Raw genomic sequence first — 25,912 nt, forward strand, 5'->3', positions numbered from 1 at the left:
GTATCCATGAAAATTAAAGCCCCCGATGCTTTACTGGCTGCTGAGGTAAGCCGCCGTGGTCTGATGAAAACCACGGCAATAGGCGGCCTGGCGCTGGCCAGCAACGCACTAACATTACCCTTTACCCGACTGGCGCATGCCGCCGATACGCCGGCACCCGCCAACGAGAAGGTGGTCTGGAGTGCCTGTACCGTCAACTGCGGCAGCCGCTGCCCGCTGCGCATGCACGTGGTGGATGGCGCGATTAAATACGTCGAAACCGATAATACCGGTGACGATAACTATGACGGTTTGCACCAGGTCCGCGCCTGCCTGCGCGGGCGTTCGATGCGCCGCCGCGTCTATAACCCGGATCGCCTGAAGTACCCGATGAAGCGCGTTGGCAAACGCGGGGAAGGGAAATTCGAGCAAATCAGCTGGGAAGAGGCGTTCGATACTATCGCCAGCAATATGCAGCGGCTGATTAAAGAATACGGCAACGAATCCATCTATCTGAACTACGGCACCGGTACGCTCGGCGGCACGCTGACTCGTTCCTGGCCGCCAGGAAAAACGCTGATTGCCCGTCTGATGAACTGCTGCGGCGGTTATCTGAACCACTATGGCGATTACTCTTCGGCGCAGATTGCCGAGGGCCTCAATTATACCTACGGCGGCTGGGCCGACGGCAATAGTCCATCGGATATTGAAAACAGCCAGCTGGTGGTGCTGTTCGGCAATAACCCCGGCGAAACGCGGATGAGCGGCGGCGGGGTGACATACTACCTTGAACAGGCGCGGCAGAAATCCAATGCCCGGATGATCATCATCGATCCGCGCTATACCGACACCGGCGCCGGGCGTGAAGATGAATGGATCCCGATTCGCCCCGGCACCGATGCGGCGCTGGTATCGGGTCTGGCGTGGGTGATGATCACCGAGAATCTGGTCGATCAGCCGTTCCTCGATAAATACTGCGTGGGATACGACGAGAAAACGCTGCCCGCCGGTGCGCCAGCCAATGGTCACTACAAAGCTTACATTCTTGGCCAGGGCACGGACGGTATCGCCAAAACGCCGGAGTGGGCCTCGACGATTACCGGTATTCCGCGCGAACGCATTGTTAAACTGGCGCGCGAAATTGCCACCGCCAAACCGGCCTATATCAGCCAGGGTTGGGGGCCGCAGCGTCACGCCAACGGCGAAATCGCCACCCGGGCTATCTCGATGCTCGCTATCCTGACGGGTAACGTCGGGATCAACGGCGGCAACAGCGGCGCGCGCGAGGGCTCTTACAGCCTGCCCTTTGAGCGCATGCCGACGCTGGAGAATCCGGTTCAGACCAGTATCTCGATGTTTATGTGGACCGACGCTATCGAGCGTGGTCCGGAAATGACCGCGCTGCGCGACGGCGTTCGTGGCAAAGATAAGCTCGACGTGCCGATCAAAATGATCTGGAACTATGCGGGCAATTGCCTGATTAACCAGCACTCAGAGATCAACCGTACCCACGAGATCCTGCAGGACGACAAGAAGTGCGAGATGATCGTAGTCATCGATTGCCATATGACCTCGTCCGCGAAATACGCCGATATTCTGCTGCCGGACTGCACCGCCTCCGAGCAGATGGATTTCGCGCTGGATGCCTCCTGCGGCAACATGTCCTACGTCATCTTTGCCGATCAGGCCATCAAGCCGCGTTTCGAATGCAAAACTATCTATGAGATGACCACCGAGCTGGCAAAACGCCTCGGTGTGGAGCAGCAGTTTACCGAAGGCCGTACCCAGGAAGGCTGGATGCGCCATCTGTATGAGCAGTCGCAGAAAGCGATTCCCGATCTGCCAGATTTCGACACCTTCCGCCAGCAGGGCATTTATAAGCAGCGCGATCCGCAAGGACACCATGTGGCCTACAAAGCCTTCCGCGAGGATCCGCAGGCCAATCCGCTGACCACGCCGTCGGGCAAGATCGAAATCTACTCGCAGGCGCTGGCGAAAATCGCGGCTACCTGGGAACTCCCGGAAGGGGATGTTATCGATCCACTGCCGATCTACACCCCGGGCTTCGAAAACTACAACGATCCATTGACGGCGAAATACCCGCTACAGCTGACCGGCTTCCACTATAAATCGCGCGTTCACTCAACTTACGGCAACGTCGATGTACTGAAGGCCGCCTGTCGGCAGGAGATGTGGATTAACCCGAACGACGCGAAGCAACGCGGCATTGCCAACGGCGATCGCATTCGCATCTTCAACGACCGCGGAGAAGTGCATATTGAAGCGAAGGTGACGCCGCGCATGATGCCGGGCGTTGTCGCGCTGGGGGAAGGGGCCTGGTATAACCCGGACGCTTCACGGGTGGATCAGGCGGGCAGCATTAACGTGCTGACCACCCAGCGTCCGTCGCCGCTGGCGAAGGGGAACCCGTCGCATACCAACCTCGTCCAGGTTGAGAAGCTGTAAGGAGTAACCGATGACAACTCAGTATGGATTTTTTATTGATTCCGCCCGTTGCACCGGTTGCAAGACCTGCGAACTGGCCTGTAAGGATTACAAGAACCTGACCCCGGAGGTCAGCTTCCGCCGCATCTATGAGTATGCCGGTGGCGACTGGCAGGAGGATAACGGTGTCTGGAATCAGAACGTTTTTGCTTATTACCTCTCCATCGCCTGTAACCACTGCGAAGATCCGGCCTGCACCAAGGTCTGTCCGAGCGGGGCAATGCACAAGCGTGAAGATGGTTTTGTCGTGGTCAACGAAGAGGTGTGCATTGGCTGCCGTTACTGCCATATGGCCTGCCCGTACGGCGCCCCGCAGTACAACGCCGACAAGGGCCACATGACCAAGTGCGACGGTTGCCATGAGCGCGTCGCCGAGGGGAAAAAGCCGATCTGCGTCGAGTCCTGCCCGCTGCGGGCGCTTGATTTCGGGCCGATTGCCGAGCTGCGCGCTAAGCATGGCCAGCTGGCCGCGGTAGCCCCGCTGCCGTCGGCGCACTTTACCAGGCCGAGTATCGTTATTAAACCTAACGCCAATGCCCGGCCGTGTGGCGATACCACCGGTTACCTGGCGAATCCGAAGGAGGTGTGAGATGGGAAACGGATGGCATGAATGGCCGCTGATGATCTTTACTGTCTTCGGCCAGTGCGTCGCGGGCGGGTTTATCGTCATGGCCCTGGCGCTGATGACGGGCAATCTTTCTCGCGAGCAGGAGCAGCGCGTGGTTGGGAGTATGTTTGGCCTGTGGGTATTGATGGGGATCGGGTTTATCGCCTCGACAATGCACCTCGGTTCGCCGCTACGGGCCTTTAACTCGCTGAATCGCGTGGGAGCCTCGTCGCTGAGTAATGAGATAGCCAGCGGGGCGATCTTCTTCGCCGTCGGCGGGATTGGCTGGCTACTGGCCGTGTGTAAAAAACTGCCTGCCGGCCTGCGTAGCCTGTGGCTGATAGTCACCATGGTGCTGGGCGTGATCTTCGTCTGGATGATGGTGCGGGTATACAACACTATCGACACGGTGCCGACCTGGTACACCGTCTGGACGCCGCTGAGCTTCTTCCTGACGCTGTTTATCGGCGGTCCGCTGCTGGGCTACCTGCTGCTGCGCGTGGCAGGCGTTGACGGTTGGGCGCTGCGCTTGCTGCCGGTGGTTACTTTGTTGGCGCTGCTGGCGAGTATTGTCGTGGTCCTGATGCAGGGGAGTGAACTCGCCACTATCCGCAGTTCAATCCAGCAGGCCTCCGCTCTGGTGCCGGATTACGGGTTGCTTATGGCCTGGCGTATGGTGCTGCTGGCGCTGGCCCTGGCCTGCTGGTGCGTGCCGCAGATCCGCGGCCGCAAGCCGGCGGTCTCGCTGCTTAGCCTGGCGTTTGTTCTGGTGCTGGCGGGAGAGATGATTGGCCGCGGCGTATTCTATGGTCTGCATATGACCGTGGGGATGGCTATCGCCAGTTAATCGGCGTCATCATGCCGGCGGTCATACGCCGGCATGATGAAAACGTGCTGTCGATAGATGAAATTTTTCAACTGAAATCAACGTCGACATTTATTAATAAATTAAGAAAAACAACAGTGTATTATCTGTTGCCTCACCTTTACCCATTCTGTGGATAAAAAACTTCTATCGTAGCCTGCAAAACCGCATCACGCCTGATTTCAGGTGGATTGACAATGTTTTTAGCGGTGGCATGATGCGCTCGCGATCTGAACATTCCTCACGGTTTTTTACCCATGACCATCTACACCCGGCCAGTGCAAATGCTGCTCTGTGGCCTGCTTTTATTGACCCTGGCGATAGCGGTGCTGAATACGCTCGTCCCGCTCTGGCTCGCCCATGAAAATATGCCAACCTGGCAGGTCGGCATGGTGGGGTCATCCTATTTTACCGGCAACCTGGCCGGTACGTTGCTGGCTGGTTGGGTGATTAAGCGCCTTGGGTTTAACCGCAGCTATTATCTCGCGTCGTTAATTTTCGCCGTCGGCTGCGTAGGGCTGGGGATCACCGTTGGCTTCTGGACGTGGCTGAGCTGGCGGTTTATCGCTGGCGTAGGCTGCGCGATGATTTGGGTGGTGGTGGAAAGCGCGCTGGTCTGCAGCGGGACTTCCCGCAGCCGCGGCCGTCTGCTGGCGGCGTACATGATGGTCTATTATGTCGGTACCGTACTGGGCCAGCTGATGGTCAGTAAGTTACCTACCGATTTAATGAGCGTCCTGCCGTGGGTGACTGGCCTGGCGCTGGCGGCGATCCTGCCGCTGCTGTTCACCCGTATTATGGGACAGGCTGAAGAGCCGCACGAAACAGTTCGTATCTGGCCAATGCTGAAGCTGCGCCAGGCGCGCCACGGGGTCAATGGCTGTATTATCTCGGGGATTGTCCTCGGTTCGCTGTATGGCCTGATGCCGCTGTGGCTGAACCATCAGGGTGTGAGCGACGCCGGCATTGGCTTCTGGATGGCGGTGATGGTGAGCGCGGGGATCCTCGGCCAGTGGCCGGTAGGGCGCCTGGCTGACCGCTATGGCCGTCTGCTGGTGCTGCGGGTGCAGGTCTTTGTGGTCATTCTGGGCTGTATGGCGATGCTGAGTCAGGCGGCAATGGCCCCGGCGCTGTTTGTGCTTGGGGCATCCGGTTTCACGCTGTATCCGGTGGCGATGGCCTGGGCCTGCGAAAAAGTCGAACATCACCAACTGGTGGCGATGAATCAGGCGCTGCTGATGAGTTATACCATCGGCAGTCTGCTGGGCCCGACCCTGACAGCAATGCTGATGCAGAATTTCTCAGACAATCTGTTATTTATCATGATCGCCAGCGTGTCGTTTATCTATCTGCTGACCCTGCTGCGTAAAGCCGGGCATCATCCGACGCCGGTGGCGCACGCATAACCATTCTGACGTGCAGCGAAGGCTGCACGTCATCTGTTTCTATCGCATGTTTTCCACTGCAGAGAGACGGCATTGCGCTTTTCATGAGGATCAACGGCGGGGCTGGAATGATTTCCAGTGTCGCTTCGGGCCGGCGTAAGCGCACCACCGACCCTGATGAGGCTCTTAGTACATCACCTTGTGACCATACTGCTCAAGAATGCCTTTCACCCGCTCCATGGTCTCTTTTTTCGGCGGATGAACGCCGTCCAGCTTGTACTCTTCGCCCATCGCTACCCATTTGTGTTTGCCCAGCTCATGGTAGGGCAGCAGTTCAATTTTCTCGACGTTGCCCATATCGCGGGTAAATTCGCCCAGGCGGTGCGCGGAGTCATCATCGTCTGACCAGCCCGGAACCACGACGTAGCGGATCCAGACATTGATATTCTTTTTGGCCAGATACTGGGCAAACTCGAGGGTGCGGTGGTTGGAAACGCCGACCAGGTTCTGGTGGATCTCATCGTTCATCTGCTTAAGATCCAGCATGACCAGGTCAGTCACCTCCAGCAGTTCGTCGATAACCGGATCGTAGCGACGGACAAAGCCGTTGGTATCGAGACAGGTATGAATACCTTCCTTTTTACAGGCGCGGAACCAGTCGCGAACAAACTCCGCCTGCAGGATCGCTTCGCCGCCTGATGCCGTAACGCCGCCGCCGGAGGCATTCATAAAGTGACGATAGGTCACCACCTCTTTCATTAACTCTTCAACGGTGATTTCTTTGCCGCCGTGAGTATCCCAGGTGTCACGGTTATGGCAGTACAGGCAGCGCATCAGGCAGCCCTGGAAAAAGGTAATAAAGCGGATGCCCGGGCCATCAACGGTGCCACAGGATTCAAAGGAGTGAATGCGACCAATAACTGACATTGCGGTGTTTTCTCCAGATGTGGCCCATCCGGGGCCGTGTTGGTGCACAGCTCAGCGGCTGCGTCGAGTCTGTTTTGACAGGTACCCAAAGTATAGATAACTGGCAAAGCAGGCTGGGGCGGGGATCACTTGTTAAAAAGGCCCCACTGATGTGGGGCCTTTATTGTACGCTTTTTCAGTCAGACTGGGAATTACATGGTCTGAGTGAAGGTACGGGTAATAACGTCCTGCTGCTGTTCTTTGGTCAGGGAGTTAAAACGTACGGCGTAGCCAGATACGCGGATGGTCAGCTGCGGATATTTTTCCGGGTTTTCCATCGCGTCGAGCAGCATTTCGCGGTTCATGACGTTCACGTTCAGGTGCTGGCCACCTTCGATGGACGCTTCGTGGTGGAAGTAACCATCCATCAGACCGGCCAGGTTGGTCTTACGAACTTCGTCATCTTTACCCAGCGCGTTCGGCACGATAGAGAAGGTGTAAGAGATACCATCTTTCGCGTAAGCAAACGGCAGTTTAGCAACGGAAGTCAGTGAGGCAACAGCACCTTTCTGGTCACGACCGTGCATCGGGTTAGCACCTGGTCCGAACGGCGCGCCAGCGCGACGACCGTCTGGGGTGTTACCGGTTTTCTTACCATATACCACGTTAGAGGTGATGGTCAGAACAGACTGAGTCGGGATAGCGTTGCGGTAGGTGTGCAGTTTCTGAATTTTCTTCATGAAACGTTCAACCAGGTCAACGGCCATGTCATCGACGCGAGCATCGTTGTTACCAAACTGCGGGTATTCGCCTTCGATTTCGAAGTCGATAGCCAGACCGTCTTCGTCACGAATCGGTTTAACTTTCGCATATTTGATAGCAGACAGGGAGTCAGCAGCAACGGACAGACCAGCGATACCACACGCCATGGTGCGGATAACGTCACGGTCGTGCAGCGCCATCAGAGAGGCTTCGTAGCTGTACTTGTCGTGCATGTAGTGGATGATGTTCAGCGCGGTGACATACTGTTTCGCCAGCCAGTCCATGAAGTGATCCATGCGATCCATGACTTCGTCGAAGTTCAGGACGTCGCCTTTGATCGGTTCAGATTTCGGACCTACCTGCATTTTCAGTTTTTCATCCACGCCGCCGTTGATAGCGTACAGCATGGTTTTCGCGAGGTTAGCACGAGCACCGAAGAACTGCATTTGCTTACCAACAACCATCGGGCTTACGCAGCATGCGATAGCGTAGTCGTCGTTGTTGAAGTCCGGACGCATCAGGTCATCGTTCTCATACTGCAGAGAAGAGGTATCGATGGACACTTTAGCCGCGAATTTCTTGAAGCTCAGTGGCAGTTTTTCAGACCACAGAATAGTGATGTTCGGCTCCGGAGACGGCCCCATGGTGTACAGGGTGTTCAGGAAGCGGAAGCTGTTTTTGGTGACCAGAGTACGGCCGTCAACACCCATACCGCCGATGGATTCTGTTGCCCAAATCGGGTCGCCGGAGAACAGTTCATCATATTCCGGGGTACGCAGGAAGCGAACCATACGCAGTTTCATGACCAGGTGGTCAACCATTTCCTGCGCGTCTTGCTCGGTGATTTTACCGGCCTGCAGGTCACGTTCGATGTAGATATCCAGGAAGCTGGAGGTACGACCGAAGGACATTGCTGCGCCGTTCTGAGATTTCACGGCAGCCAGGTAACCGAAGTAGGTCCACTGGATAGCTTCCTGAGCAGTCGTTGCCGGACCGGAGATGTCGTAGCCATATTTAGCCGCCATCTCTTTGATCTGACCCAGTGCACGGTGTTGTTCAGAGATCTCTTCACGCAGACGGATGGTCGCTTCCAGATCTTCGCCGCTTTCCAGTTTTTCTTGCAGAGACTGGAACTGAGCGTATTTGTCTTTCATCAGGAAGTCGATACCGTACAGCGCAACGCGACGGTAGTCACCGATGATACGACCACGGCCGTAAGCATCCGGCAGACCGGTCAGCACGCCGGATTTACGGCAGTTCAGGATGTCTTTGGTGTAAACATCAAATACGCCCTGGTTGTGGGTTTTACGGTACTCGGTAAAGATTTTTTTCAGCATCGGATCCAGCTCGCGATTGTACGCTTTGCAGGAACCTTCAACCATTTTAATACCACCGAACGGGATGATCGCACGTTTCAGCGGCGCTTCGGTCTGCAGACCAACGATTTTTTCCAGACCTTTCTCGATATAGCCAGCGTCGTGAGAGGTGATGGTGGAAGCCAGGGCAGTGTCAAAATCAACAGGCGCGTGAGTGCGGTTTTCCTGTTTTACACCTTCCATTACGGTGTCCCACAGCTTGGTGGTCGCTTCAGTTGCGCCAGCCAGGAAGGATTCGTCGCCTTCATATGGGGTGTAGTTTTTCTGAATAAAGTCACGGACGTTGACTTCATTCTGCCAGTCACCTTTCGCAAAACCTTCCCAGGCTGTGGCTAACTTTTCATTAAGCTCGGACATGTAACACCTACCTTCTTAAGTGGATTTTTTATTTACTGCCTGAAACAACCCTTAGTGATGGTCGTTGCCACGCAGGTAAATGACCCAGTATGTCAACCCGACCAGCAAACCTCCGCCGATAATGTTTCCGATAGTCACCGGAATCAGGTTATCAGTGATGAAGTTCATAACGGTCAAGTGTGAGAAACTTTCCGGAGTTGAACCGATAGCGGTCCAGAATTCCGGGCTCGCAAAATTGCGGATTACGATACCCATCGGGATCATAAACATGTTGGCGATGCTGTGCTCAAAGCCGCTGGCAACAAACATCGCTACCGGCAGGACCATGATCATCGCTTTATCCATCAGGCTACGACCGGAATAGCTCATCCATACGGCGAGACAAACCATCAGGTTAGCGAGGATACCCAGGCTCACGGCCTCCACAAAAGTATGGTGCAATTTGTGGTCAGCGGTCTGCAGGACGTTTAGCCCCCAACCGCCGTTGGCAGTCATATATTCGCCTGATAACCACATCAGCAGCACAAACAGCAGTGCGCCCACCAGGTTACCAAAATAGACGTTGAGCCAGTTTTTTGCCAGTTGCCCCCAGGTGATTCGACCGCTGGCTTTCGCCACCACGATCAGCACAGTAGAGGTAAAGAGGTCAGCGCCGCAGATAACGCACAGAATCAGACCCAGGGAAAAACAGACCCCACCGATAAGCTTGGCAATCCCAAAAGGCATCGCGGCAGTGCCGGTGGTCGCGGTGATATAGAATACGAAAGCGATGGAGATGAAAACGCCAGCGGTGATCGCCAGATAAAAGGTCTTCATCGGATGCTTCGTTGCTTTATAGACACCTGCTTCTTCGGCGACTTTCGCCATCGCGGCAGGGAGCAAAAGATCAAAAGGGTTGTCAGCTTTCACACTAACTCTCTCTTTATATAAGTTGGCGGTGAGATACTAACAAAGCATTATAGAAGGGAAATTGATATAGATCATATCTCACCGGAACTATATGCCTTTTTAGTGTGTGGTTTTTGCTTGTTTGATGCTTAACTATTTGAATTTTTTATGGAAAATAAATTTTAAAATTTATAAGTTATGTTGAATTTTTTCGTTTTTGCCCCAGTATTTGAGTTAATTAAAATGGAGTATTTTATTTTAAATTAACAATTGGTAAATGATATAAGTGCGATATTTACTATTAATTAACTTTACAACTACAAACTATAGTGGCTCCCTCGCCAGGTTAAAATAACGGAGCCGCATCAGGCTCCGTTGTTGGCAAGCATGTTGGCGTAATGGGGGCTTATTTTGCCCAGAACGCCGCTTTCGCCCGCTGCAGCTTTTCATACGCTTTCAGCAGCGACTGATGAGCCGGGAAGGCTTGCAGATCGCTGTCGACAGCCTGAAGGCCATAGAACGGGGCTTCGCCGCTCAGCGCAGCGCTGGCGGCTTCGACCGCATCGGCGCCATACATACGGATGAAGGCGTTCAGATACTGCAGCGGCTGACGCTCCTCTTCCTGGCTCAGCAGCAGCAGGGTCTGCAGGCAGCGATAGTAGTTTGCGCGCTCAGGGCTGAAGACAGAGGCATTGAATTCCATGGTCCATTCGGTCCAGATCAGCGCCTGTTCCAGATCGCCGCCAGCCAGGGCCAGCATCGCTTTCAGCTCGCCGACGCGCAGGGTATACCAGCCGTTGTCTTTCCCGGTGGCAAGGCCCAGCAGTTCGCGAACGCGGGTGAAATCATCCAGGCCTTCGTCATCCATTTGTTCGATGAGCGCCAGATAATCTTCTTTTTCCCACTCGCTGCCCGGCAGAGACAGAATGGTGTCCCGCAGATGGGCGCCCATGCTGTTGTTTGCCAGCCACAGGTCTTCTGCCGGATAAATATCCGACATGCCCGGAACGATGATACGGCAGGCGTAAACGCCCAGATGCTCGTAGTCGGCAATGTACACTTCTTTATCTTCGGCCTTGAAGATGGCCATCAGGGTGGCGAACTCTTCTTCGGTGGTGCCGGAGAAACTCCAGTCAACGAACGGATAGTCGGCATCCTGCTTGAACATATCCCAGGAGATCAGGCCGCTGGAGTCGATGAAGTGGGTTTCGAGGTTCGCGTGCTCGGCGACTTCTTCGTCATCAAAGGTCGGCGGCGTAAAGACATCAAGGTCTTTCAGGCTGCGACCCTGCAGCAGTTCTGTGACCGTACGCTCCAGCGCCACGCCGAAGTCCGGGTGGGCGCCAAAGGAAGCGAAGCAGGTGCCGTTAGTCGGGTTAAACAGCACGACGCAGATAACCGGGTATTTGCCGCCCAGCGAACCATCGTAGGCGAAAATCGGGAAGCCTTCGGCTTCAAGTTTTGCGATCGACTCCACGACGCCAGGATAGCGCGCCATGACTTCCGCCGGGATCTCCGGCAGGCTGATGCTCTCTGCGATGATGCGGTTTTTTATGTGACGTTCAAAGACCTCTGACAGGCCCTGCACACGTGCTTCATTCGGGGTATTCCCTGCAGACATACCGTTGGATACGTACAAGTTGCCAACGATATTCATCGGAATATAGACGGTTTCGCCGTCGGACTGGCGGGTAAAGGGCAGGCCGCATACGCCGCGCTCATCGTTCCCCGACTGCAGATCCACCAGCATGCTGGCGGTCAGCTGATCGTCCGGATCGTAGAACGCGAGCAGACGGGCATCCAGCAGACCTTCCGGGACATCGTCGTTTTCGGTCAGCGGGAACCACTTTTCGTTCGGGTAGTGAACAAACGGGCCATTAGCGATAGTGTCGCCTAACCAGAAGTCAGCGAAGAAATAGTTGGTGGACAGGCGCTCGAAATATTCGCCCAGCGCGGAGGCCAGGGCTGCCTTTTTGGTGGCGCCTTTACCATTGGTAAAGCACAGCGCGCATTCTTTATCGCGAATGTGAACGGACCACACGTGCGGCACCGGGTTCAGCCACGAGGCCTCTTCGATATCAAATCCGAGGTCGAGCAATTTCTGCTGGAAGCGAGCGATGGAATCTTCCAGGGCGGCATCTTTGCCGGGAATAAACGTTTGGGTCATGGCGATCACTTTTGTCGTACGGAAAGCGCGCAATGATACGGCTTTTATCTGACAGGTGCTATCTCCATCATCTGGCTATGCTTAGAGGCAACTTATGACCCACAGGGAGATGATAGATGAAAGCCTTTGACTGGCAGCGGATGGCGCTCGATAAAGTGCCGGTGGAGTTTCTTGCCGAGGTGGCGTTGCGCAGCCTCTATACCTTCGTTCTGGTCTTTATTTTCCTCAAGATTACCGGACGGCGCGGCGTGCGGCAGATGTCGCTGTTCGAGGTGTTGATTATTCTGACCCTCGGTTCGGCGGCAGGGGACGTGGCGTTTTATGACGATGTACCGCTACTGCCGGTGCTGGTGGTCTTCATCACACTGGCGCTGCTGTATCGCGGTATCATGTGGCTGATGGGGCACAGCGAAAAGCTGGAGGATCTCCTGGAAGGTAAACCTATCGTGGTGGTCGAGGAGGGGCAGTTGGCGTGGGAGAAGCTGCATGCGGAAAACATGACCGAATTCGAATTCTTTATGGAGCTGCGGGTCAACAGCGTCGAGCAGCTTGGCCAGGTCCGGCTGGCGATCCTTGAAACCAACGGGCAGATCAGCGTGTTTTATTATCCGGATGAAGAGGTCAGAGCGGGGTTGTCTATCCTGCCTACCCACTGTACTGCGCGTTACACCACGATTCCGCAGGAGGGGATCTATGCCTGCGTACGCTGCAGCATCGTGATGGCGATGCAGGCGGGAGAAAAGCGAATATGTTCCCGCTGCGCAAATGCAGAATGGTCGAAGGCCAGCCGAGCGAAACGACTCACCTGACAGCAAATATGTCGGTTTTATTACGTCAAGCCGATAGATTCTGTTGTGTGACGGTGGCCGCGTTTTACCGTCGGCGAGTTTTAGCCATTGCGGACCGTGTCACTGAATGATAAAACCGATAGCCACAGGAATAACTTATGCCCGCGGCGGTTCGCGGGCAAAACAACATAGCAACGTGGTGAGGGGAAATGGCTCAGGTCTATAACTTCAGTTCGGGCCCGGCAATGCTGCCGGCGGAAGTACTCAAACTGGCTCAGCAAGAACTGTGCGACTGGCACGGTCTGGGTACGTCGGTCATGGAGATCAGTCACCGTGGTAAGGAGTTTATCCAGGTGGCAGAAGAGGCAGAACAGGACTTCCGCGCTCTGCTGAATATCCCTTCCAACTATAAAGTTTTGTTCTGCCACGGCGGCGGCCGCGGCCAGTTCGCGGGGATCCCGCTGAACATCCTCGGCGATAAAAACGTCGCTGACTATGTGGACGCCGGCTACTGGGCCGCCAGCGCGGTCAAAGAGGCGAAGAAATACTGCACGCCGAACGTTATCGACGCGAAAATCACTGTCGATGGCAAGCGAGCTGTTACGCCGATGAGCGAGTGGCAGCTGACGCCGGGCGCGGCCTATCTGCATTACTGCCCGAACGAAACCATTGACGGTATCGCGATTGATGATACGCCGAATTTCGGCGACGACGTCATCGTCGCTGCTGATTTCTCCTCCACCATTCTGTCCCGCGAAATTGACGTCAACCGCTTCGGTGTAATCTACGCCGGCGCGCAGAAAAATATTGGCCCGGCAGGGCTGACGCTGGTCATCGTGCGTGAAGATCTGCTGGGCAAAGCCAGCGTGGCCTGTCCGTCGATCCTCGACTACACCGTGTTAAGCGAGAACGACTCGATGTTTAACACGCCGCCGACGTTCGCCTGGTATCTGGCTGGTCTGGTGTTTAAGTGGCTGAAACAGCAGGGCGGCGTCGCTGCGATGGATAAAATCAACCAGCAGAAAGCCGAACTGCTTTATGGCGTTATCGATAACAGCGGGTTCTACCGTAACGATGTGGCGCAAGCCAACCGCTCACGCATGAACGTGCCGTTCCAGCTGGCGGACAGCGCACTGGACAAACTGTTCCTCGAAGAGTCATTTGCCGCCGGGCTGCACGCGCTGAAGGGCCACCGCGTGGTGGGCGGCATGCGCGCCTCCATCTACAATGCGATGCCGCTGGACGGCGTGAAGGCGTTAACCGACTTTATGCTGGACTTCGAACGCCGCCACGGTTAATCGCCTGTTTCTTTCTTCCTCCCCGCGGCCTGTCTGCGGGGTTTTTATTCTGTTTGTTTGAGAGTGAAGTTTGATGGAATCCCTGACGTTACAACCCATCGCACGCGTAGAGGGCACCGTGAACCTGCCAGGTTCGAAAAGCGTCTCCAACCGCGCGCTGCTGCTGGCCGCTCTGGCCCGCGGCACGACGGTGCTGACCAACCTGCTGGACAGCGACGATGTGCGCCATATGCTGAATGCCCTGAGTGCGCTGGGGGTTCAATATACCCTGTCTGCCGACCGCACCCGCTGCGAAGTGACCGGCAACGGCGGCCCGCTGCGCGCTGCTGCGGCGCTGGAGCTGTTCCTCGGCAACGCCGGAACCGCGATGCGTCCGCTGGCGGCGGCCCTGTGCCTTGGCAGCAACGATATTGTGCTGACCGGCGAACCGCGGATGAAAGAGCGCCCGATCGGCCATCTGGTGGATGCCCTGCGTCAGGGCGGCGCTCAGATCGACTATCTTGAGCAGGAAAATTATCCACCGCTGCGCCTGCGCGGCGGTTTTCAGGGCGGGAACGTCGAGGTTGACGGCAGCGTCTCCAGTCAGTTCCTGACCGCGCTGCTGATGACCGCGCCGCTGGCGCCGCAGGATACCGTGATCGCCATTAAGGGCGATCTGGTGTCGAAACCCTATATCGACATTACGCTGCACCTGATGAAAACCTTCGGCGTTGAGGTGGACAATCAGTCTTATCAGCGTTTTGTGGTGCGCGGCAAGCAGCAGTATCAGTCGCCAGGGGATTACCTGGTGGAAGGCGATGCTTCCTCGGCCTCGTATTTCCTCGCCGCTGGCGCCATTAAGGGCGGCACGGTAAAAGTCACCGGTATCGGCCGCGGCAGTGTGCAGGGCGATATCCGTTTCGCCGACGTCCTGGAGAAAATGGGCGCTACCGTGACCTGGGGCGACGATTTTATCGCCTGCACCCGCGGCGAGCTCAAGGCTATCGATATGGATATGAACCATATCCCGGACGCGGCGATGACCATCGCCACCGCCGCGCTGTTCGCGCAAGGGACCACTACGCTGCGCAATATCTACAACTGGCGGGTCAAAGAGACGGACCGTCTGTTCGCCATGGCGACCGAGTTGCGTAAAGTAGGCGCCGAGGTGGAAGAGGGTGAAGATTATATTCGCATCACCCCGCCGGCAAAGTTGAAATATGCTGAAATTGGCACCTATAACGACCACCGGATGGCGATGTGCTTCTCGCTGGTGGCGCTGTCTGATACGCCGGTGACCATCCTTGATCCCAAATGTACGGCCAAAACGTTCCCGGACTATTTTGAGCAACTGGCGCGGATCAGTACCCTCGCCTGAGTAAAACTTTGTCATCCCGCGGGCTGATGTCCTGTCAGCCCGCTATAATTGCGCAAAACTTCTGCTTTTCATTTCCTGTAGTCCGTAATTTACAAGCAATGCTCACTTTCCGGCGTATTGATGCGTATAATGCGCGGCGTTTATATTCCATGCGCCTTGCTGAAGGAGAAAAAGATGACGGCGAATATTCCGGTAATCACCATTGATGGGCCTGGCGGTGCGGGTAAAGGTACGTTGTGCAAGGCAATGGCGGAAGCGCTGGGCTGGCATCTGTTAGATTCAGGCGCGATCTACCGCGTTCTGGCGCTGGCGGCGCTGCATCATCATGTTGACGTAGAGTCCGAAGAGGCGCTGGTGCCCCTGGCGGCCCATCTTGACGTGCGCTTTATTTCTACTGACGGCACCCTGGAAGTGGTGCTGGAAGGGGAAGATGTCAGCGGCGAAATTCGCACTCAGGAGGTCGCCAATGCCGCCTCGAAAGTGGCCGCTTTCCCCCGCGTTCGCGAAGCGCTGCTGCGCCGCCAGCGTGCTTTCCGTGAACTGCCGGGGCTCATCGCCGACGGGCGCGATATGGGCACGGTGGTTTTCCCGGACGCGCCGGTGAAAATTTTCCTCGATGCCTCGGCCGATGAGCGGGCGCATCGCCGCATGCGGCAGTTGCAGGAAAAGGGCTTTGATGTTAACTTTGAACGTCTTTTGTCCGAGATAAAAGAGCGTGACGATCGCGACCGAAATCGCGCAGTGGCGCCGCTTGTCCCGGCTGCCGATGCATTAGTTCTCGATTCAACAGAACTAAACATTGAGCAAGTGATTGAAAAAGCGCTACAATATGCGCGCGAAAAATTGGCCGTTGCGTGAGCCTTAACCGGTAGCGCGCCGAAGCCTCCGAATTATAGCAGTACCCCGCGGCAATGGATGGTCAGCGGGTATGTGAAACAACCCCATCCGGCACGGAGCCAGGTGGACGTTAATATTAACCTGAAGATTAAACATGACTGAATCTTTTGCTCAACTGTTTGAAGAATCCTTAAAAGAAATCGAAACCCGCCCGGGTTCCATCGTTCGTGGTGTTGTTGTTGCTATCGACAAAGACGTAGTACTGGTTGACGCCGGTCTGAAATCTGAGTCCGCCATCCCGGCTGAGCAGTTCAAAAACGCCCAGGGCGAGCTGGAAATCCAGGTTGGTGACGAAGTTGACGTTGCTCTGGATGCAGTAGAAGACGGCTTCGGTGAAACTCTGCTGTCCCGTGAGAAAGCTAAACGTCACGAAGCTTGGATCACGCTGGAAAAAGCTTACGAAGACGCTGAAACTGTTACCGGTGTTATCAACGGCAAAGTTAAAGGTGGCTTCACTGTTGAGCTGAACGGTATTCGTGCGTTCCTGCCGGGTTCCCTGGTAGACGTTCGTCCGGTGCGCGACACGCTGCACCTGGAAGGCAAAGAGCTTGAGTTCAAAGTCATCAAGCTGGACCAGAAGCGTAACAACGTTGTTGTTTCTCGTCGTGCCGTTATCGAATCCGAAAACAGCGCAGAGCGCGATCAGCTGCTGGAAAACCTGCAGGAAGGCATGGAAGTCAAAGGTATCGTTAAGAACCTCACTGACTACGGTGCATTCGTTGATCTGGGCGGCGTTGACGGCCTGCTGCACATCACCGATATGGCCTGGAAACGCGTTAAGCATCCGAGCGAAATCGTAAACGTTGGCGACGAAATCACTGTTAAAGTGCTGAAGTTCGACCGCGAGCGTACCCGTGTATCCCTGGGCCTGAAACAGCTGGGCGAAGATCCGTGGGTAGCTATCGCTAAACGTTATCCGGAAGGTACCAAACTGACCGGTCGCGTGACCAACCTGACCGACTACGGCTGCTTCGTTGAAATCGAAGAAGGCGTTGAAGGCCTGGTTCACGTTTCCGAAATGGATTGGACCAACAAAAACATCCACCCGTCCAAAGTTGTTAACGTTGGCGACGTTGTGGAAGTGATGGTTCTGGATATCGACGAAGAGCGTCGTCGTATCTCCCTGGGTCTGAAGCAGTGCAAATCTAACCCATGGCAGCAGTTCGCGGAAACCCACAACAAGGGCGACCGTGTTGAAGGTAAAATCAAGTCTATCACTGACTTCGGTATCTTCATCGGCCTGGACGGCGGCATCGACGGCCTGGTTCACCTGTCTGACATCTCCTGGAACGTTGCAGGCGAAGAAGCAGTTCGTGAATACAAAAAAGGCGACGAAATCGCAGCAGTTGTTCTGCAGGTTGACGCAGAGCGTGAGCGTATCTCCCTGGGCGTTAAACAGCTCGCGGAAGATCCGTTCAACAACTACGTTGCTCTGAACAAGAAAGGCGCTATCGTTGTTGGTAAAGTCACTGCAGTTGACGCTAAAGGCGCAACCGTAGAACTGGCTGACGGCGTAGAAGGTTACCTGCGTGCTTCTGAAGCATCCCGTGACCGCGTTGAAGACGCAACTCTGGTTCTGAGCGTTGGCGACGAAGTTGAAGCGAAATTCACCGGCGTGGATCGTAAGAACCGCGTAGTGAGCCTGTCTGTACGTGCGAAAGACGAAGCGGAAGAAAAAGACGCTATCGCTACCGTGAACAAGCAGGAAGACGCGAACTTCTCCAACAACGCTATGGCTGAAGCGTTCAAAGCAGCGAAAGGCGAGTAATCTTTGTCATTCAGGCAATAACAACCTGAATAGTGACGAGTTTACTTGACAGATTGCAGGATTCGTCCTGTAATCAAGCACAAAGGGCGGCTACGGCCGCCCTTGTTTAAGCTGTTAGCTAATTTTTGCCTTGAAGGAAACCGGAGGAATAATGACCAAGTCAGAATTGATTGAAAGACTTGCCAGCCAGCAATCTCACATTCCGGCGAAAGCGGTGGAAGATGCTGTTAAAGAAATGCTGGAACATATGGCCTCAACGCTTGCTCAAGGTGAGCGCATTGAAATCCGCGGTTTCGGCAGCTTCTCTCTGCACTATCGAGCACCTCGCACCGGACGTAACCCGAAAACTGGTGATAAAGTCGAACTGGAAGGTAAGTACGTTCCGCACTTTAAGCCCGGGAAAGAATTACGTGACCGCGCCAATATTTATGAAGAGTAAGTTGCACGACGTGCAACCTGCCTGATGATAAAAAAAGCACCTGCGGGTGCTTTTTTTGTGTCCGCGATTTACCTCCAGCTTCGCAAAAAAACCGTGCCTGACTGCAACAGATACGATTGTCTGGAAGGCGCTACGCACGCCTGAATTCGGCGGCGGGACGCCACCGTCGCTTTGCGTAACACTGCCTGCTCACAGGGAGGTGTTTATGCGTCTACCATGGCTTGCCGGATGCGCCAGCATCGCGATGCTGCCGCTACTCTGGCTACCCGTCTTGCCGGGCCCGCACGTTCTGGCGAGCGCGTGCCTTGCGGCGCTGTTGCTGACCCGCCTGCGCGGAACGGCCATGGCTTGTGTGGCGATGACGCTTCTGCTGATGATCTGGGGAGTATTGAGCGCGCATCAGGCGCTGTGGCCGACCCGGCACCTTACCGGCGCCATCCGGCAGGCGGAAGTGATCCTCAGCGAGACGGATGGCCAGGCCCTGCACCGTGGTCAGATTGTGCGCCTGGCGGGCCACTACCTGTTTCCCCCGGTGGGCGTGACGCTGTACGGGGAACTTACACCTGCGCCCGCCTGTGCGGGGCAGCACTGGTTGATGACGCTGCGCCTGCGCCCGGTGCACGGGCAGCTCAACGACGGGGGCTTCGACAGCCAGCGTTATGCGCTGGCGCAGCACCGGCCGCTGAGCGGGGGGATTGTTGCAGCTTCCGCGCTGGATCCCCGCTGCAGCCTGCGCGCCCGCTACCTGGCGTCGTTGACCCGGCGTCTGGAGCCTTATCCCTGGCGTGCGGTGATGCTGGGATTAGGGATGGGGGAGCGACTGACCCTGCCGACGGCGATTAAGGTCCTGATGCAGAACACGGGCACCTCCCATCTGATGGCCATCTCTGGTCTCCATATCGCCCTCGCGGCTTCCCTTATCGTGCTCCTGCTGCGCGGCGTGCAGTATATTCTCCCGGGCCGCTGGATCGGCTGGCGGTTGCCGCTGCTGGCCGGGCTGGCCGGCGCCGTCGGCTATGCCTGGCTGACCGGCATGCAGCCGCCGGCGCTGCGCACCTGCGTAGGGTTGGGCGTGTGCTGCGCCTTACACTTGTCGGGCCAGCGCTGGACGGCGTGGCAGGTGTGGCTCTGCTGTCTGGGGGCGATACTCGTTACCGACCCGCTGGCGGTGCTGTCGCAAAGCCTGTGGCTATCCGCTTTCGCCGTGGCGGGGCTGATCTTCTGGTTTCAGTGGGTACCGCTGCCTGCCGGTCGCTGGCGCTGGCCATGGAAGGCACTGTTCGCCCTCGTTCATTTGCAGGCTGGCGTGACGCTGCTGCTGATGCCGCTCCAGCTCCTGCTCTTCCATGGCGTCAGCCTGACGTCCATGGCCGCCAATTTGCTGGCGGTACCCTTAGTGACCCTGCTGGCGGTGCCGCTTATTCTCGGCGCGATGCTGCTGCATCTCACGGGACCGGGGATGGTAGAGTCGCTGCTCTGGCTGGCGGCCGATCGCGTGCTGGCGCTGCTGTTCTGGGGATTACGACATTTACCGGACGGCTGGCTACCGCTGGACGCCCGCTGGCTCTGGATCAGTAGCCTGCCTTGGCTGCTGGTGATGGGCTGGCGTTTTCAGAGCTGGCGGCATTTCCCGGCCCTGTGTCTGAGCGTGCTGCTCCTGCTGATGCGGCCCTTCTGGAGGCCGTTTCCCGCGGACGAATGGCGGGTGACGATGCTGGATGTCGGGCAGGGGCTGGCGATGGTTATCGAACGTCACGGCAAGGCGCTCCTCTATGATACCGGGCCAGCATGGCCGCAGGGCGACAGCGGTCAGCAGGTGATTATCCCGTGGCTGCGCTGGCATCATCTGCAGCTGCAGGGCATTGTGCTAAGCCACGAGCATCTGGATCATCGCGGCGGCCTTAATTCAGTGCTACAGGCATGGCCGCAGGCGTGGGTGCGCAGCCCTTTAGGCTGGGCGCGTCATCTGCCGTGTCATCGCGGCGAGCGCTGGCAATGGCAGGGACTCAACTTCCAGGCCCTGTGGCCGCTGCCGGGCAGCACGGCAAAGGGTAATAATCACTCCTGCGTGGTGCGCATCGATGATGGTCGCTCCAGCATCCTGCTCACCGGCGATATAGAACGTCAGGCAGAGCAGGCGATGATCAGCCGTTACTGGCAGCATCTGACGTCTACACTTATCCAGGTTCCCCACCACGGTAGCAACACCTCCTCCAGCGAATTGCTGGTCCACCGGGTAGAGGGTGAGGCCGCGCTGGCATCCGCTTCGCGCTACAATGCGTGGCGGATGCCCTCGTACAAGGTGGTTCAGCGCTATCGCCAGCGGGGGTATCGCTGGTTCGCCACGCCGCAGCAGGGACAGATAACGGTGGTTTTTTCCGCAGAAGGGTGGCAAATCCATAGCTTACGGGATCAAGTTTTACCACGTTGGTATCATCAGTGGTTTGGCGCGCCCGCCGATAACGGGTAGAATATGCGGCTATTTCAACACAAGCTGGTTTATTGAATGCAGAACGATAAAGATCTCTCCACGTGGCAGACCTTCCGCCGACTTTGGCCGATTATTGCACCGTTTAAAGCCGGGCTAATCGTCGCGGCGGTGGCGTTAGTGCTTAACGCGGGCAGTGACACCTTCATGTTATCGCTTCTTAAACCGTTATTGGATGATGGTTTTGGTAAAACGGATCGCTCAGTGCTGCTATGGATGCCGCTGGTGGTTATCGGGCTGATGGTGCTGCGTGGGATCACCAGCTACATCTCGAGCTATTGTATCTCCTGGGTTTCCGGCAAAGTCGTGATGACCATGCGTCGTCGCCTGTTCGGCCACATGATGGGCATGCCGGTGGCCTTCTTTGACAAGCAGTCTACCGGGACGCTGCTGTCACGCATTACCTATGATTCTGAGCAGGTCGCCTCATCTTCCTCCAGCGCGCTGATCACCGTGGTCCGCGAAGGGGCATCGATTATCGGCCTGTTCGTGATGATGTTCTATTACAGCTGGCAGCTGTCGCTGATCCTGATCGTACTGGCGCCGATCGTGTCGGTAGCAATCCGCGTGGTCTCCAAGCGTTTTCGTAATATCAGTAAGAATATGCAAAACACGATGGGGCAGGTCACCACCAGCGCTGAGCAGATGCTGAAAGGGCATAAAGAGGTGCTGATGTTTGGTGGCCAGGAGGTGGAAACCAAACGTTTTGATAAGGTCAGCAATAAAATGCGTCTGCAGGGGATGAAGATGGTTTCTGCCTCGTCTATCTCCGACCCGATCATTCAGCTTATCGCGTCGCTGGCGCTGGCCTTTGTCCTGTATGCCGCCAGCTTCCCGAGCGTAATGGACACCCTGACCGCCGGGACCATTACCGTGGTCTTCTCCTCAATGATTGCGCTGATGCGCCCGCTGAAGTCGCTGACCAACGTCAATGCCCAGTTCCAGCGTGGGATGGCGGCGTGCCAGACGCTGTTTGCGATCCTCGATTCCGAGCAGGAAAAAGATGAAGGTACGCGGGTCATTGAGCGGGCCAAAGGCAATCTCAAGTTTGAGAACGTCACGTTCACCTATCCGGGCCGCGAAGTGGCCGCGCTGCGCAATATCAATCTCGATATCCCGGAAGGGAAAACCGTCGCGCTGGTGGGGCGCTCAGGGTCGGGTAAATCGACCATTGCCAGCCTGATCACCCGCTTCTACGATGTTGACGACGGCCAGATCCTGCTGGATGGTCACGACCTGCGCGAGTACAAGCTGAGCTCGCTGCGCGACCAGGTGGCACTCGTTTCACAGAACGTGCATCTGTTCAACGATACTGTCGCCAACAACATCGCCTATGCCCGTACCGAAGAGTACAGCCGCGAGCAGATTGAAGAGGCCGCGCGAATGGCCTACGCCATGGATTTCATCAACAAGATGGACAATGGTCTGGATACGATCATTGGTGAAAATGGCGTAATGCTGTCCGGTGGCCAGCGCCAGCGTATTGCTATCGCCCGTGCGCTGCTGCGTAACAGCCCGATCCTGATCCTTGATGAAGCCACCTCGGCGCTGGATACTGAGTCCGAGCGAGCCATTCAGGCGGCGCTGGATGAGCTGCAGAAAAACCGCACCTCGCTGGTTATCGCCCACCGTCTGTCGACCATTGAGCAGGCTGATGAAATCGTGGTGGTTGAAGATGGGCGGATCGTGGAACGCGGAACGCACCACGATCTGCTGGAGCATAAGGGCGTGTACGCCCAGCTGCATAAGATGCAATTCGGCGAATGATCGCGCGCATCTGGTCCGGGGAATCGCCGCTGTGGCGCCTGCTGCTGCCGCTCTCCTGGCTGTATGGCCTGGTGAGCGCGGTGATTCGCCTCAGCTATCAGCTGGGGTGGCAAAAAGCCTGGCGCGCGCCGGTGCCGGTGGTGGTGGTCGGTAACCTGACCGCCGGCGGCAATGGTAAAACGCCGGTGGTGATCTGGCTGGTGGAGCAGCTGCAGCAGCGCGGTATTCGCGTGGGGGTGGTCTCTCGCGGCTACGGCGGTAAAGCCGACCGCTACCCACTGGTATTAACTGACCGGACCAGTACGGCGCAGGCGGGTGATGAGCCGGTGTTAATTCATCAGCGTACCGGCGCGCCGGTGGCGGTTTCTCCGCTGCGCAGCGACGCGGTGAAAGCGCTGCTCAGCGCGCACGATCTGCAGATTATCGTGACCGACGACGGGTTGCAGCACTATAAGCTGGCGCGGGACAGAGAAATTGTCGTTATCGACGGCGTGCGCCGCTTTGGCAACGGCTGGTGGCTGCCTGCCGGGCCGATGCGCGAGCGGGCGTCGCGCTTGCAAAGCGTTGATGCGATTATCGTTAACGGCGGCGTGGCGCGTCCGGGGGAGATCCCGATGCAACTGCGTCCAGGGATGGCGGTTAACCTGCTTACCGGCGAACGTCGCGATGTCTCGACTTTCACGAACGTAGTGGCGATGGCCGGCATCGGCCATCCGCCGCGCTTTTTCGCCACCCTTGAAAGCTGTGGCGTCCAGCCGGTCAAAACCGTGGCGCTGGCGGACCATCAGGCGCTGAGCCAGGCCGATGTCGCCGCCCTGGTAACCACCGGGCAGACGCTGCTAATGACCGAGAAAGACGCTGTGAAATGTCGCGATTTCGCCGCCGCAAACTGGTGGTATTTACCGGTCGACGCCATAATGGCCGATGAACGCGCACAGCGGTTGCTTGCGGACTTAGCGACGTTGGCGCAACGTTAACTGACGCGCCGGCTTTGCTCGCCGCTGTGCTGGAATTCCTGACGGAGAACCTGCATGTCGGTATTGCAATTATCGCTTAACGAGGCGCGCCACCTCCATCTCGCGGCGCAGGGGTTGTTAAAGAAGCCCCGACGTCGCGCTCGCCCGAAAGACATTCTTTCCACCATCCAGCAGATGTCGCTGCTGCAAATCGATACCATCAACGTGGTGGCCCGCAGCCCCTATCTGGTGCTGTTCAGCCGCCTCGGCAGCTATCCGCAGCACTGGCTGGATGAGTCGTTGCGCAGCGGCGAGCTAATGGAATACTGGGCGCATGAAGCCTGCTTTCTACCGCGCAGCGATTTCGCCCTGGTGCGCTATCGCATGTTGAATCCCGACAATATGGGCTGGAAATACCATCGCGCGTGGATGGAGGAGCATGCCGGGAGTATTGCAGAGCTGCTGGCGCATATCGGGCAAAACGGCCCGGTTCGCTCGGCGGATTTTACCCACCCGCGCAAAGGCGCCAGCGGCTGGTGGGAGTGGAAACCGCATAAGCGCCATCTGGAAGGGCTGTTTACCGCCGGCGAAGTGATGGTGGTGGAACGACGCAATTTTCACCGCGTGTATGATTTAACCCGGCGGGTGATGCCGGACTGGGATGACGAACGCGACGCGCTGTCCCGCGAAGACGCAGAGGCCATCATGCTGCGCAACAGCGCCCGCAGCCTCGGTATCTTTCGTCCCCAGTGGCTGGCCGATTACTATCGCTTGCGCCAGCCGTCGCTACCGGGTCTGCTGGCTGCCTGGCAGGAAGAGGGCCTGGTGGTGCCGGTTAACGTGGAAGCACTCGGCGAGATGTGGTTGCATCGCGACGCGCTGGCGCAGCTTGAGTCAGCGCCTGGTGGTAAGCTGATCGCCAGCCATAGCGCCGTGCTCTCTCCTTTTGACCCGGTGGTCTGGGATCGGAAACGCGCGGAGCAACTCTTCAACTTCAGCTATCGCCTGGAGTGCTATACCCCAGCGCCGAAGCGGCAGTATGGCTACTTCGTACTGCCCCTGCTGCACCAGGGAAAACTGGTTGGGCGGATGGACAGTAAAATACATCGCAAAAGCCAGGAGCTGGAGATCTTCTCTCTGTGGCTGGAGGAGGGTGTGAAGATCACCCGTGGCCTTGAGCAGGGGCTGCGCCGGGCGATTAACGACTTCGCGCGCTGGCAATCGGCGGAGCGGATCCTGTGCCGAGGCTTGCCGGAAGGGCTGTTTGTCGGCCAGGAGCAGGGGTGGGAAATCAACGCCGATTGATCCCGGCGCCGACCTTCCTGTGATATGCTGCTGTGAAATCTATCCGGTCCATCAGGAGGAAACATGGATCACCGTTTACTTGAAATCATCGCCTGCCCGGTCTGTAACGGTAAGCTGTATTACAGTCAGGATAAGCAAGAACTTATTTGCAAACTTGATAGTCTGGCGTTTCCGCTGCGCGATGGTATTCCTGTGCTGCTGGAGACAGAGGCCCGAGCGCTGACGGTTGAAGAGAGTCACTCATGAGTTTCGTGGTTATTATTCCTGCGCGTTTCGCCTCTACGCGCCTGCCGGGAAAACCACTGCAGGACATTAACGGCAAACCGATGATTGTCCACGTGCTGGAGCGCGCGCGCGAATCCGGCGCGGATCGCATTATTGTCGCCACCGATCATCCGGACGTGGCCAGCGCCGTTGAAGCGGCGGGTGGTGAAGTGTGCATGACCCGCGCCGATCACCAGTCCGGCACCGAACGGCTGGCGGAAGTGGTGGAGAAGTGCGCGTTCAGCGATGACACTATTATCGTTAATATTCAGGGCGATGAGCCGATGATCCCCCCGGCGATCGTCCGCCAGGTGGCGGAGAATCTGGCGTCCAGCAGCAGTGGAATGGCGACGCTGGCGGTACCGATCCACGATGCGGAAGAGGCGTTTAATCCAAATGCGGTGAAAGTGGTGATGGATGCGCAAGGTTATGCGCTTTATTTCTCCCGTGCCACCATACCCTGGGATCGCGATCGCTTTGCTCACTCCCGCGAGACCATCGGTGATTCCCTGCTGCGTCACATCGGCATTTATGGCTATCGCGCTGGCTTTATTCGCCGCTATGTCAGCTGGGCGCCGAGCCCGCTGGAGCAGATTGAAATGCTCGAGCAGCTGCGGGTGCTGTGGTATGGCGAGAAAATCCATGTTGCCGTGGCGGCAGAAGTGCCCGGCACCGGTGTGGATACCCCGGAAGATCTGGAGCGCGTCCGCGCTGAACTGCGTTAATCCCCTGTCCCCTCCTTGCAGGGGGGGATATCCCCGCCGGTTTTTCGCTTTTTTTGTCCCTTT

The 25,912-nt window shown here is 56.8% G+C and carries 20 protein-coding genes; 16 read left to right on the top strand and 4 right to left on the bottom strand.

Going from position 1 to position 25,912, the window contains the following annotated elements; translation table 11 throughout:
* The first annotated feature begins 6 nt into the window (after positions 1 to 6).
* The 4 genes from dmsA (at position 7) to N438_RS07150 (ending at position 5,362) form a co-directional block, all read left to right on the top strand.
* On the top strand, positions 7 to 2,445 hold the full coding sequence (gene dmsA, locus N438_RS07130) for a dimethylsulfoxide reductase subunit A (RefSeq protein WP_116696200.1): 2,439 nt from the start codon (positions 7 to 9) through the stop codon (positions 2,443 to 2,445).
* Positions 2,446 to 2,455: 10 nt separating this feature from the next.
* Positions 2,456 to 3,073, top strand: coding sequence for a DMSO/selenate family reductase complex B subunit (locus tag N438_RS07135; protein WP_004201375.1), 618 nt, complete (start codon positions 2,456 to 2,458; stop codon positions 3,071 to 3,073).
* Between the two features lies 1 nt (position 3,074).
* Complete coding sequence (locus N438_RS07140; RefSeq protein ID WP_022066091.1) at positions 3,075 to 3,938, top strand: dimethyl sulfoxide reductase anchor subunit family protein; 864 nt, start codon at positions 3,075 to 3,077, stop codon at positions 3,936 to 3,938.
* A 275-nt stretch (positions 3,939 to 4,213) separates the two neighbouring features.
* A complete protein-coding gene (locus tag N438_RS07150; protein WP_008805851.1) occupies positions 4,214 to 5,362 on the top strand; it encodes an MFS transporter in 1,149 nt (382 codons plus the stop codon).
* A 165-nt stretch (positions 5,363 to 5,527) separates the two neighbouring features.
* On the opposite strand, the gene pflA is transcribed toward N438_RS07150, so the two are convergent.
* The 4 genes from pflA to ycaO all read right to left on the bottom strand — a co-directional run bounded on the left by pflA (position 5,528) and on the right by ycaO (position 11,797).
* Complete coding sequence (gene pflA, locus N438_RS07155; protein WP_002898145.1) at positions 5,528 to 6,268, bottom strand: pyruvate formate lyase 1-activating protein; 741 nt, start codon at positions 6,266 to 6,268, stop codon at positions 5,528 to 5,530.
* Between the two features lie 191 nt (positions 6,269 to 6,459).
* A complete protein-coding gene (gene pflB / locus N438_RS07160; protein ID WP_008805852.1) occupies positions 6,460 to 8,742 on the bottom strand; it encodes a formate C-acetyltransferase in 2,283 nt (760 codons plus the stop codon).
* Between the two features lie 51 nt (positions 8,743 to 8,793).
* Entirely contained in the window at positions 8,794 to 9,651 is an 858-nt protein-coding gene (gene focA / locus N438_RS07165; protein ID WP_008805853.1) for a formate transporter FocA, read from the bottom strand.
* A gap of 385 nt (positions 9,652 to 10,036) precedes the next feature.
* Entirely contained in the window at positions 10,037 to 11,797 is a 1,761-nt protein-coding gene (gene ycaO, locus N438_RS07170; RefSeq protein ID WP_012968619.1) for a 30S ribosomal protein S12 methylthiotransferase accessory factor YcaO, read from the bottom strand.
* A 116-nt stretch (positions 11,798 to 11,913) separates the two neighbouring features.
* Here ycaO and N438_RS07175 point away from each other — a divergent pair, with 116 nt between their 5' ends.
* The 12 genes from N438_RS07175 to kdsB all read left to right on the top strand — a co-directional run bounded on the left by N438_RS07175 (position 11,914) and on the right by kdsB (position 25,849).
* Positions 11,914 to 12,606, top strand: a complete 693-nt coding sequence (locus tag N438_RS07175) for a DUF421 domain-containing protein (protein ID WP_012542321.1) — start codon at positions 11,914 to 11,916, stop codon at positions 12,604 to 12,606.
* A gap of 188 nt (positions 12,607 to 12,794) precedes the next feature.
* A complete protein-coding gene (serC, locus tag N438_RS07180; protein WP_087498243.1) occupies positions 12,795 to 13,883 on the top strand; it encodes a 3-phosphoserine/phosphohydroxythreonine transaminase in 1,089 nt (362 codons plus the stop codon).
* Between the two features lie 73 nt (positions 13,884 to 13,956).
* Positions 13,957 to 15,240, top strand: a complete 1,284-nt coding sequence (gene aroA, locus N438_RS07185) for a 3-phosphoshikimate 1-carboxyvinyltransferase (RefSeq protein ID WP_008805857.1) — start codon at positions 13,957 to 13,959, stop codon at positions 15,238 to 15,240.
* 174 nt (positions 15,241 to 15,414) lie between these two features.
* The gene (gene cmk, locus N438_RS07190; RefSeq protein ID WP_012542319.1) at positions 15,415 to 16,098 is read left to right on the top strand and encodes a (d)CMP kinase; all 684 of its coding nucleotides are present in this window, start codon (positions 15,415 to 15,417) and stop codon (positions 16,096 to 16,098) included.
* Between the two features lie 133 nt (positions 16,099 to 16,231).
* Positions 16,232 to 17,905, top strand: coding sequence for a 30S ribosomal protein S1 (gene rpsA, locus N438_RS07195; RefSeq protein WP_002898162.1), 1,674 nt, complete (start codon positions 16,232 to 16,234; stop codon positions 17,903 to 17,905).
* 151 nt (positions 17,906 to 18,056) lie between these two features.
* Entirely contained in the window at positions 18,057 to 18,344 is a 288-nt protein-coding gene (ihfB, locus tag N438_RS07200) for an integration host factor subunit beta (protein WP_004100704.1), read from the top strand.
* A gap of 205 nt (positions 18,345 to 18,549) precedes the next feature.
* On the top strand, positions 18,550 to 20,814 hold the full coding sequence (locus tag N438_RS07205; protein ID WP_023297321.1) for a ComEC family protein: 2,265 nt from the start codon (positions 18,550 to 18,552) through the stop codon (positions 20,812 to 20,814).
* A 36-nt stretch (positions 20,815 to 20,850) separates the two neighbouring features.
* On the top strand, positions 20,851 to 22,599 hold the full coding sequence (gene msbA, locus N438_RS07210; protein WP_004201387.1) for a lipid A ABC transporter ATP-binding protein/permease MsbA: 1,749 nt from the start codon (positions 20,851 to 20,853) through the stop codon (positions 22,597 to 22,599).
* The gene (gene lpxK / locus N438_RS07215) at positions 22,596 to 23,576 is read left to right on the top strand and encodes a tetraacyldisaccharide 4'-kinase (protein ID WP_023297322.1); all 981 of its coding nucleotides are present in this window, start codon (positions 22,596 to 22,598) and stop codon (positions 23,574 to 23,576) included. The genes msbA and lpxK overlap by 4 nt, the downstream gene beginning before the upstream one ends.
* 54 nt (positions 23,577 to 23,630) lie before the next feature.
* The gene (locus tag N438_RS07220) at positions 23,631 to 24,860 is read left to right on the top strand and encodes a winged helix-turn-helix domain-containing protein (RefSeq protein WP_110233699.1); all 1,230 of its coding nucleotides are present in this window, start codon (positions 23,631 to 23,633) and stop codon (positions 24,858 to 24,860) included.
* A 63-nt stretch (positions 24,861 to 24,923) separates the two neighbouring features.
* Positions 24,924 to 25,106, top strand: a complete 183-nt coding sequence (gene ycaR, locus N438_RS07225) for a protein YcaR (protein ID WP_012542316.1) — start codon at positions 24,924 to 24,926, stop codon at positions 25,104 to 25,106.
* Positions 25,103 to 25,849, top strand: coding sequence for a 3-deoxy-manno-octulosonate cytidylyltransferase (kdsB, locus tag N438_RS07230; protein ID WP_012542315.1), 747 nt, complete (start codon positions 25,103 to 25,105; stop codon positions 25,847 to 25,849). The genes ycaR and kdsB overlap by 4 nt, the downstream gene beginning before the upstream one ends.
* Positions 25,850 to 25,912: the final 63 nt, after the last annotated feature.

The sequence above is a fragment of the Klebsiella sp. GL120222-02 genome (assembly GCF_003097195.1).
GTDB lineage: Bacteria > Pseudomonadota > Gammaproteobacteria > Enterobacterales > Enterobacteriaceae > Klebsiella > Klebsiella variicola.

What these genes read in the sequence shown, in the direction of transcription:
- dmsA (WP_116696200.1), top strand. Translation starts at nt 7, where the DNA reads ATGAAAATTAAAGCCCCCGATGCTTTACTGGCTGCTGAGGTAAGCCGC.
- N438_RS07135 (WP_004201375.1), top strand. Translation starts at nt 2,456, where the DNA reads ATGACAACTCAGTATGGATTTTTTATTGATTCCGCCCGTTGCACCGGT.
- N438_RS07140 (WP_022066091.1), top strand. Translation starts at nt 3,075, where the DNA reads ATGGGAAACGGATGGCATGAATGGCCGCTGATGATCTTTACTGTCTTC.
- N438_RS07150 (WP_008805851.1), top strand. Translation starts at nt 4,214, where the DNA reads ATGACCATCTACACCCGGCCAGTGCAAATGCTGCTCTGTGGCCTGCTT.
- pflA (WP_002898145.1), bottom strand. Translation starts at nt 6,268, where the DNA reads ATGTCAGTTATTGGTCGCATTCACTCCTTTGAATCCTGTGGCACCGTT.
- pflB (WP_008805852.1), bottom strand. Translation starts at nt 8,742, where the DNA reads ATGTCCGAGCTTAATGAAAAGTTAGCCACAGCCTGGGAAGGTTTTGCG.
- ycaO (WP_012968619.1), bottom strand. Translation starts at nt 11,797, where the DNA reads ATGACCCAAACGTTTATTCCCGGCAAAGATGCCGCCCTGGAAGATTCC.
- N438_RS07175 (WP_012542321.1), top strand. Translation starts at nt 11,914, where the DNA reads ATGAAAGCCTTTGACTGGCAGCGGATGGCGCTCGATAAAGTGCCGGTG.
- serC (WP_087498243.1), top strand. Translation starts at nt 12,795, where the DNA reads ATGGCTCAGGTCTATAACTTCAGTTCGGGCCCGGCAATGCTGCCGGCG.
- aroA (WP_008805857.1), top strand. Translation starts at nt 13,957, where the DNA reads ATGGAATCCCTGACGTTACAACCCATCGCACGCGTAGAGGGCACCGTG.
- cmk (WP_012542319.1), top strand. Translation starts at nt 15,415, where the DNA reads ATGACGGCGAATATTCCGGTAATCACCATTGATGGGCCTGGCGGTGCG.
- rpsA (WP_002898162.1), top strand. Translation starts at nt 16,232, where the DNA reads ATGACTGAATCTTTTGCTCAACTGTTTGAAGAATCCTTAAAAGAAATC.
- ihfB (WP_004100704.1), top strand. Translation starts at nt 18,057, where the DNA reads ATGACCAAGTCAGAATTGATTGAAAGACTTGCCAGCCAGCAATCTCAC.
- N438_RS07205 (WP_023297321.1), top strand. Translation starts at nt 18,550, where the DNA reads ATGCGTCTACCATGGCTTGCCGGATGCGCCAGCATCGCGATGCTGCCG.
- msbA (WP_004201387.1), top strand. Translation starts at nt 20,851, where the DNA reads ATGCAGAACGATAAAGATCTCTCCACGTGGCAGACCTTCCGCCGACTT.
- lpxK (WP_023297322.1), top strand. Translation starts at nt 22,596, where the DNA reads ATGATCGCGCGCATCTGGTCCGGGGAATCGCCGCTGTGGCGCCTGCTG.
- N438_RS07220 (WP_110233699.1), top strand. Translation starts at nt 23,631, where the DNA reads ATGTCGGTATTGCAATTATCGCTTAACGAGGCGCGCCACCTCCATCTC.
- ycaR (WP_012542316.1), top strand. Translation starts at nt 24,924, where the DNA reads ATGGATCACCGTTTACTTGAAATCATCGCCTGCCCGGTCTGTAACGGT.
- kdsB (WP_012542315.1), top strand. Translation starts at nt 25,103, where the DNA reads ATGAGTTTCGTGGTTATTATTCCTGCGCGTTTCGCCTCTACGCGCCTG.